At 65.5% G+C, this 8,447-nt stretch carries 9 protein-coding genes; 2 read left to right on the forward strand and 7 right to left on the reverse strand.

Annotated elements, in window-relative coordinates; translation table 11 throughout:
* Positions 1 to 14 precede the first annotated feature (14 nt).
* The 5 genes from A9W95_RS13125 to A9W95_RS13145 all read right to left on the reverse strand — a co-directional run bounded on the left by A9W95_RS13125 (position 15) and on the right by A9W95_RS13145 (position 2,858).
* Entirely contained in the window at positions 15 to 305 is a 291-nt protein-coding gene (locus A9W95_RS13125; RefSeq protein ID WP_067413088.1) for a PE family protein, read from the reverse strand.
* Positions 306 to 319: 14 nt separating this feature from the next.
* Complete coding sequence (locus tag A9W95_RS13130; RefSeq protein ID WP_067413092.1) at positions 320 to 1,717, reverse strand: hypothetical protein; 1,398 nt, start codon at positions 1,715 to 1,717, stop codon at positions 320 to 322.
* A 9-nt stretch (positions 1,718 to 1,726) separates the two neighbouring features.
* A complete protein-coding gene (locus A9W95_RS13135; protein ID WP_067413094.1) occupies positions 1,727 to 2,017 on the reverse strand; it encodes a hypothetical protein in 291 nt (96 codons plus the stop codon).
* 164 nt (positions 2,018 to 2,181) lie between these two features.
* Entirely contained in the window at positions 2,182 to 2,532 is a 351-nt protein-coding gene (locus A9W95_RS13140) for a YbaB/EbfC family nucleoid-associated protein (protein ID WP_067413098.1), read from the reverse strand.
* Entirely contained in the window at positions 2,529 to 2,858 is a 330-nt protein-coding gene (locus A9W95_RS13145) for a hypothetical protein (protein ID WP_067413101.1), read from the reverse strand. The genes A9W95_RS13140 and A9W95_RS13145 overlap by 4 nt, the downstream gene beginning before the upstream one ends.
* Positions 2,859 to 3,097: 239 nt before the next feature.
* On the opposite strand from A9W95_RS13145, the gene eccA reads away from it, so the two are divergent.
* Positions 3,098 to 4,933 (forward strand): type VII secretion AAA-ATPase EccA, encoded by a 1,836-nt coding sequence (gene eccA / locus A9W95_RS13150; protein ID WP_067413104.1) that lies wholly within the window; start codon positions 3,098 to 3,100, stop codon positions 4,931 to 4,933.
* A complete protein-coding gene (locus tag A9W95_RS13155; RefSeq protein ID WP_067413107.1) occupies positions 4,933 to 6,417 on the forward strand; it encodes a MinD/ParA family protein in 1,485 nt (494 codons plus the stop codon). The genes eccA and A9W95_RS13155 overlap by 1 nt, the downstream gene beginning before the upstream one ends.
* 41 nt (positions 6,418 to 6,458) lie before the next feature.
* On the opposite strand, the gene A9W95_RS13160 is transcribed toward A9W95_RS13155, so the two are convergent.
* Positions 6,459 to 7,952, reverse strand: a complete 1,494-nt coding sequence (locus A9W95_RS13160) for a class I adenylate-forming enzyme family protein (protein ID WP_067413109.1) — start codon at positions 7,950 to 7,952, stop codon at positions 6,459 to 6,461.
* Positions 7,949 to 8,447, reverse strand: a 499-nt coding sequence (locus tag A9W95_RS13165; RefSeq protein WP_216638168.1) for an acyl-CoA dehydrogenase family protein, incomplete at its 5' end; no start/stop codon positions are given. The genes A9W95_RS13165 and A9W95_RS13160, both read right to left, overlap by 4 nt.

Raw genomic sequence — 8,447 nt, forward strand, 5'->3', positions numbered from 1 at the left:
CCGATCGATATGTGTCAGTTCGCCAGGTCGGCTTCCACGATGCGACCAGAGTGCGAACGCAAGGTGGCCGACACCTCCTGAATTTCATTGGCGCCCTGATCGGATGCCTTCGTGAAGGAGCCATGCACCTCGTTGAGGGTGTGCGCGACCCGTTGCGACACCTCGTCGTGGCCCGATGCGATCACGTTGAGGTTGGGTGCCTCGGTCTCCATCACGCGGTGCATGCGGTTAGCGAGTTCATCGAGCTGCCTGGTGACTTCGGTGACTTCGTCGGGCTGAATGGACAGTCGGTTGTTGTCGGTCATCGCGGTGCTTCCTTCTAGATCCGAAGTTTGATGTCGGGGTCGTCGTCAGGGTTGGGCGCGGCTTCACCGATCACCGGTGGGGTTGCGGTTCCGAGATCGCCCACAATCTCGCCGCCTTGGTCGGTGGTGTGCAAGAACGACGCTGAGGTGTGGCTGCCGCTGGCACCCGCTTTGCCGCCGTGTGCCCCGTAGCCGGCCGCGCCGGGAGCCATCATTCCCGCGCCGCCTATTCCGGCCGCGCCGATGGACGGACGTGCGGCGGCGGCCCGGGCCACGGCCGCACCGGCGTTGCTCTCGTTTTGCACCATTGGCGAGGACGGGGTCGCTCGGGCCGGCGTCGTGGCACCCGGCCCGCCACCGCCACCGTGTCCGCCGCCGCCGGGATGCGCGGCGCTGACCATGCGCCCCGTGTGTCCCAGAGCGGCTGCGGGTGATGTGGCGCCGGCTGCACCTTGCGCGGCCTGGCCGAGGCCCGACGCCAAACTCGTGCCCGCTTGCATGCCGACCTGCAGAGCCTGAGTGCCCGCCTGCACGCCCATGGTCAGCGGCATCATGCCCATCTGCAGCGCGGGACCGATCATGCTCATCCCGACCGACAACATCGGACCGACCATGCCCATGGCCATTTCGGGACCCTGGGCGACCGCGACCGGCGCGCCGGTGGCCGTGGTGGTGGCCGCCTGGCTGGTCAGCGTGCTCTCCAGCTCGGTGATGCACTCGGTGGCCAGTGCACTGGCCCGAGACGCCGACTCGACCATATTGGCGGCAGTCCAGGGCAGACCCGCGGCCAGCGCCTCGAGTTCGTGCTGGCATTGGGTCAGGATCTCGAGCAGCCGCGCCTGACCTTGCGCGACATTGGCGGCCGCTGCGGTGTATTCGCCGCCCAAGGCGGTGCCCTGCGCGCCGACGGCGGCACCGTTGGCCAACGTCTGTCCCGTCTTGGCGGCCGCCGCACCGGCTCCGGCGCCGGCCCAACCCTGACCGCCCATGCCGCCCATCATCTGCCCGAGCGCTTGTTGCAGCCCGCCCGCCGCCGACTGGAAAGCCTGCGAGACACCCTCGAACATCTGCGTCGGATTCATGCCCTGGAAGAGGCCGGGTCCCAGGGTGCCCAGCATGTCGGTGACCGGTTTGAGCAGCCCGCTGGCGAAGTTGCCGCCCATCCCGCCTCCCGGAGCACCGGTCAGCTCGGCAGGTACGCCGTCGCCCGGTAAGCCGGGGAAGGCCATTTCTGGTCCGCCGCTTGGCAATTGGCCCAAGTTGAACTGGTTAAGAATGTCCTGCACCGGCCGATTGAGCCAGGCTTGTAAGTCATTCTCGATTTGATTGACGACCGGCTGATGGTCGAAGTCGGGGACCGGATCAACCTGGCCGGGTAACCCCGCCTGCGGGGCAGGGTCAGCGGTGCCCATCGTCTGGTCCTAGACGTCGGTCGCTGAGTCGGCGGCGATATAGGCAGCTTGCGAGATATGCGTCGCCCCACCCAGCAACGCGTGATTGGCGGCGGTCAGCATTCCGCTGGCGACGTTGTTCGCCGTTGATTCGTACATCGCCGGGATCATGTTCGCGACCGCGATCGGGCCCAACGCCATCGAAAACGAGCTCAGCTGCGCCGGAGTGACCATGCTGAATGCACTGGTGATGGCGGTGGAAGCGGCCTCTTGCGCCGCCGTGAGTCCCTGCATGAACTCGGGTTGCATTTCGAATGTCATGTTTGGTTTCTTCCCCCAGACTTTCCTGCTGAGCTTGCGGCTCGCGCTGTTCGTTCAACCCTAAGTGCCGCCCCCGGCGAAAAACTGCACGAATTTTAAGCAGAGGATTGCGCCGGCCGCGATTCACTCAGGGTTGCGCCGAAGTCGGATCTGCGGGCCGCGGACTACTCCGGTTCGACCGTGGTGCCGTCCGACCGAGTCAGCGGCGCCTTCTGTAACTCGTCCATCCGGGTGGTGAATTCTTGGAGCAGGAAGCTGTAGCGTTCCGCGGCGACGCGCGCCGCGGCATGGGCAGTGTCGACGATCAACTGAGCCAAGGTGTCAGGATCAAGACTGGTCGCGGGCGGCCCCAGCCATAGTCCGGTCAGTCGGCCCAGCCCGTCCACTTCGGCGCTCACCGCCCGGTCGCGGCTGGTCACGCGCGCCGTGATCGTCTTAGACTGCTCGGTCATCGACTGCAGCAGGTCGCGCTGCTTGATTGCCCGAGCGATCACCGACTGGGCGAGACTGGTCATATCGACCGCATCCAGGTCGCGGGAGGTTCTTCGTCCTCATCGTCGCCGAACAAGTCTCTCTCGGCCTTGGCAAGGTCCTCGTCGGTGGGCAGACCGAGCTCACGGATCACCGAAGGCCCGAAGCCCCTGTCGGCCAAGCTTTTTCGATATGCAACCTGTGCCCGCAGCGCCGAAAGCTGGCACAACGCCAGAATCTCGCCGGCCAATTCCTGCGGAGGTCTGGCCAGCTCACTGCGGTCGATCCGCAATGCCGTCGGTAACCCACGCTCGGTGGTGACAACGGCGATGGTCCCGGTGCGGGACCTCACCGGTTGCTGTTGCGGCACCCGCCCTCACCTCCCCGGCGTCGACTACCGCTTCGACTTTAGTGCCCGGATGAGCGACAAATCGGCCCAGAATTAGGCGGGGAAATGCAACTCACCAGATCGGTACAATACTTTCTACCGCCAGGACGTGGGGGAAAGACGTACGTGCTCGCTTCGCGGGACTCGGGCGCGGTTTCATCGGTGGCGCGACCGTCGCTGACGCACGTGGTGAGGGCACGGGAAGTAGGGACACCAATTCGATGAGCGGCACCAGGGATGCGCAGCGGGTCTTCGACGCCGGTGTGTTGTCACTGGGCATCCCCATCGACGGGCTGGAAACCGACCGCGACGTGCAATACGCGGCGCTGGCCTTCAAACGCGCGACCGAGCACGACCCCAACATGAGCGATGCCTGGCTGGGGCGGGCGGCCGCCGGTGACACCAGCAGCGAGGTGCTCTACCACCTCTGGCGGACCAGCAAGGAGAACCTGAACCGCGAACAGCGGCGGCTCGGACTGCCTCGACACGCGCTCAGCGGTCGGTTCCAGACCGGTTTGTACCTCGACTACGCGCTGAGCACGATGACAGAGGTCTGGCTGGCGTATGCGGCCAGCCTGATCGAGGGCAAAGACTTCGACGAAGCCGAGCGGATCCTCGACGAGCTGGACATCATGCGACGGTCCATGCCAGACGGTGACGCGGGCTCCAGGGAAATCTGCGCCTACATCCGGGCGGTGCTGCACTTCACCACGCAGCGCTGGCCGGACGTGCTGACCGCGTTGGCCGAATCCGCGTCATTCACCGATGAATACATTGCGGCTGGGGCGCATCTGATGGTGGGATCTGCGTGCGCGCAGATGGGCTTGTTCGGCGAAGGCATCCGCCGCCTTGACCAGGCGATCGAAGGGCCCATCCCGGCGGCACGCCGGGCGGCCGAATTCTGCAAGGGTCTGACGCTGCGTGAGATGGGCAAAGAACCCGAAGCGCGAACTATTTTCGAGCGGATTTACAGCGAGGAGCCCGGGTTCGAAGCCAATGCCGCGGCGCTGCACGACCCCAAATACCGGCTCATCATCAGTACCAAAGAAGCCATCGAGTCCCGTACCGACAAGTGGGATCCCAGCACCGCGCGCAACGCCCAGGACCTCGACTCCGACAGTCTGAGTGAGCGGGGTAATGAGTATCTGCGCGCCGCCCAGGTTGAACTGGACCGCCAGATCGGCTTGTCCGAAGTCAAGCTGCAGGTCGCCAAGCTCCGATCGGCGGCGATGTTAGCTAAGGTCCGAGAAGGCAAGGGCCTCAACACCGCATCGCGCAGCCTGCACTTGGCGTTCACCGGCCCGCCCGGAACAGGCAAGACCACCATCGCCCGCGTGGTTGCCCAGGTCTACTGCGGCCTGGGGTTGTTGAAGACGCCCGCCGTAATTGAGGCCAAGCGAAGTGACTTCGTCGGCGAACACCTGGGCAGCACCGCCATCAAGACGTCGGCCCTCATCGATTCGGCGATGGATGGGGTGCTGTTCATCGACGAGGCGTACACGCTGATTCAGAGCGGATTGTCCGGTGGGGACGCCTTCGGGCGTGAGGCGGTCGATACCCTGCTGGCCCGGATGGAGAATGACCGCGACCGGCTGGTGGTCATCATCGCGGGATACGACGCGGAAATCGACCGATTCTTGGCGGCCAACGAAGGTATCGCGTCCCGGTTCACCAAACGGATCCGATTCGCCTCCTACAACCCCACCGAATTGGGTGACATCGGTCGATTGATCGCCAAGACCCGCGACTCGGAGCTGTCCGACGAGGCCTGCGACCAACTGATCGCGGCGTGCACCCGCTTGTACGAGGGGCAGTCGGTCGACGAGTCCGGCACCCTGCGTCGTGACATCGATCTGGTGGGCAACGGGCGCTTTGTCCGTAACGTCATCGAGGCCGCCGAAGAAGAGCGCGAGTATCGGCTCAGCGAGCGCCTCGACATCAACGTCGAGGACCTCGACGAGAAGGAATTGATGCGCATCGAAGCCGGCGACATGCGCGCCGCGCTGAACAGCGTACTGGGCATGTCCACCCGCCAGCTCACCTCGAGAACGCAATAGTGAGCTTCTCCGACGCCCCCAAGCCCGCATCCGGCTTCAAACGCAGCAGCGATGCGGACACCAATCCCATTCCCGTAGCGCAGATTCAAGCAAAGCTCGCGCAAGAAGAACAGGAAGCCGAGGCGGCGCCCCTCGCCGATCAGCCGCCCGATCGGCCGGTGCATTCGGGGCCGATGGCGGCCGGTACCCGGGTCATGGATCTGCCGCCGGTGCTCAACGCCGCTGCCGCGCAACATGTTCCGGGAGTCGAGGAGTCGCCGCCACTCACACCGCCTCCGATGGAGCCACAACCGCCACGTCCCGGACCCATGGCCGCGGGCACGGCGGTGGTGCGTGTTCCGCCGGCGCCGGAGCGTCCCTCGCCGCCTTCGCCGGTGGTTCCAGCGCCACCAGCCACCGGCTGGCAGCCACCCCAGCCGCCGCCCCCGCCACCGCGTAGGCCGGATCCTAGGCTGCAGCACCCCGGCCCGGTATCTGCGCCGGTAGCAACACCCTTCACCAGCGCCACCCCCAGCGCGCCGCCACCGCACCCTGGTGTGCACGAACCACGGATGCCTTCGCATACCGACCTGGGCTTGGTGCGCCGCACCAGGCCGCTGCCACAAAGTGGGTGGCGCAAGGTCGTGCACCGTGTCACGGGCCTGACCCCGAAGGAATCCGAACAAGAAAACACCCGCCAGCGACTTATCGCACGGGTGAGCCAACCGGTCCGCGGTGACTACAGCATCGCCGTTTTGTCGATGAAGGGCGGAGTCGGCAAGACCACGACGACCGTCGGACTGGGTTCGACGTTCGCGGCCATCCGCGGTGATCGCGTGATCGCCGTTGACGCCAATCCCGACTTCGGCACCCTGGCCCAGCGCGGACCCGATCAGAGCCGATCCACCGTGCGAGATCTGCTTCTGGACGACAACATCTTTCGTTATTCCGATATCCGTCGGCACACGTCGCAAAGCTCGAGTCGGCTGGAAATACTGGCCTCCGAACGCGACCCGGCCACCTCGGAGGCTTTCTCCGACGCCGACTATCGCGTGGTCATCCGGTTGCTACAGCGGTTCTACAACCTCATCCTCACCGATTGTGGCACCGGCCTCGTGCACTCGGCGATGGAAAGTGTGTTGGACGAGGCGGACGCGATCGTGCTGGTGGCCTCGCCCGCCATCGACGCCGCCCGCAGCGCCCTGGCAACGCTTGATTGGCTCGAACACCATGGCCGCGCGCATCTGGTACCCAGTGCCACGGTGGTCATCAGCGCCGCGCGGCCTGGTAAGGCGTCGGTGGATATGGACAAGCTGGCCGCGCAGTTCCTCACTCGTATCCGTGCCGTTCACGTCATCCCGTTCGACGACCACCTGGCCCAGGGATCCGAGATCATGCTGGACTTGATGGCCAGCCGAACTCGCCAAGCGTTCCTCGAGTTGGCCGCGTTCATCGCCGACGGCTTCGCGCACACCAAGCGCGCGGACCGGGCCCCGCGCGGCTAAGCGGCGCTCAGACGAAGTCGTCGCTCAATGCGCCCGACCTCTCAGCCGCCGCGCGCGGCAATCATGGCCGAGCGATTGACCTTGGTGGCCGCCGTCCGCGGAATCTGCTCGACGAACTCCACCGTCTTGGGCACCTTATAGGGCGCCAGGCGACCCTTGGCGTACTCGATCACCTGCTGCTCGGTCAGGGGCGCCGCGGTCTGGACGACGGCGTGCACGCGGCGTCCCCAATGCGGATCTGACAGACCGATCACCACCACGTCGGCAATGTCGGGGTGTCCGGCCAGTGCCGACTCCACCTCGGCGGGAAAGACATTCGCGCCGCCGGAGACGATCATGTCCGCGCGGCGATCGGTGATGTAGAGGTAGCCGTCGGCGTCGAGATGGCCGATGTCGCCAGCGGTTCGGAAACCGTCTTCCGTTTCCGGTAGCGGCGGGGCGCCGCCCAGATAGCGGTAGCCGGCGCTCATCGGCGCGCGCAAATAGACGTCGCCTTCCTCACCCGGCCCCAGCGGACGCTTGTCCGCGTCCAGGATCCGGATCTCGGTGTCCCGAAAGCCGCGGCCGACGCTGCCGGGATGGGTCAACCATTCGTCGCCGCGCAGGGCGGTCAAACCGAGGTTCTCGGTCATGCCGTAGGCGGTGACGATCTGTTCCGGACTGAGCAATTCGAACCAGGTCTGCAGCAGTGTCGGCGGCATGACAGCGGCGCCCTGCAGGATGAACACAATGCTGGATAGATCGCGCTGACGGATGTCGGGTAGGGCAGCGATGCGCTTGAGCATCGTGGGCGTGGCCGTGAAATTGGTGATTCGGTATCGCTCGATCGTGTCCACAACCAGAGCGGCGTCGAACTTTTCGAGTACGACGAGGTGGTCCCCACCCAACATGAACGGCAGGGTGGCAAAGCCGTTGGTGTGATACATCGGCGCGGGCACCAAAATGGTCTGCGGTTGCGCCACCGGTGTCCAGTTCGCCAGGAAGGGCTCGCCGTGCTGAGGCGTCCACAGCGACGGCGCCAGGTTCAGTATGACTTTCGGGACACCCGTCGAGCCGCTGCTGCAGATTCCGTTGGCCATGGGGGATATGGCTGCCGGAAGCGGACTTTGGGACTCGGCGGATGCGCGCGCGTCGAGTTCCCATCGGTGTTGTTCGTCGACGACGACGGCGGGGTCGATCACCGCACGTACCCGATCACGTTCCCATTCCGGCAAGTCCCAATGCATCGGGACGGGGATCGCGCCGATCTTCCAGCAGCCCATTGCCGTCAGCACCAGGTGTTCAGAGTTCGGAATCGCGATGGCCACTAGCGACCCGGTTTGTGCACCGTCAGCGGTCAGCGCCCGGCCCCACTGGTTGGCGCGGGCGTCGAGCTCACCGAAGGTCAGGGTGTGATCACTGCCATCGAGCGCGACCGTGGTCAGCGCCGGTTGGTCGCGCCGCTGTTCGGCTAAGTCCTGCAACTTCAGCCCGAACGGGATACCTTCCTCGAGCGGATTAGCCGCCACTTCGGTCGCGATGGGCTTGGTCGTCATGCCGGTACCGGCCCGTTGAACAGCGTCTCGAACTGCCCGTCACGCACATCGGTAATCAGCCTCAAGCTCAGCGCCTCGGCCCCGAGCGGCAACCTGATGAGGGGTTGGGTGTGCCGGTCCAGCACGCTGACATCGGATTCGTCGCAGAAGCCCAGCGCGCCGAGCAACTGGTGTGCGGTGCGCAGCGTCTGGCGCGCAGTCTCGGCGGCTTTCAGTCGTAACACCAGCGCGTCCGCCGAATACGTCTGCGCGGCAACGCTATTGAGACGCGATAGGGTGAACTTCGCGAGTTCCTCGAGGCCTCGTACCGCGACCGAGGCGTCGGCTACGGTGAACCGGACGGCCTGGAAGTCGGCCAGGGGCTTGCCGAACTGTACGCGGGCGAGAACATGCTCGGTCACGATACGCAGTGACTGCTGCACCGCCCCCAGAATCCGCCACGATCCCAGCACGAGATGAAGACTAACGTCGGCGGACGGCACCGTTCCATCAGGT

Origin of the sequence: Mycobacterium sp. 1423905.2, from assembly GCF_001673155.1 — a bacterium.
In the GTDB taxonomy this organism is placed as follows: Bacteria; Actinomycetota; Actinomycetes; order Mycobacteriales; family Mycobacteriaceae; genus Mycobacterium.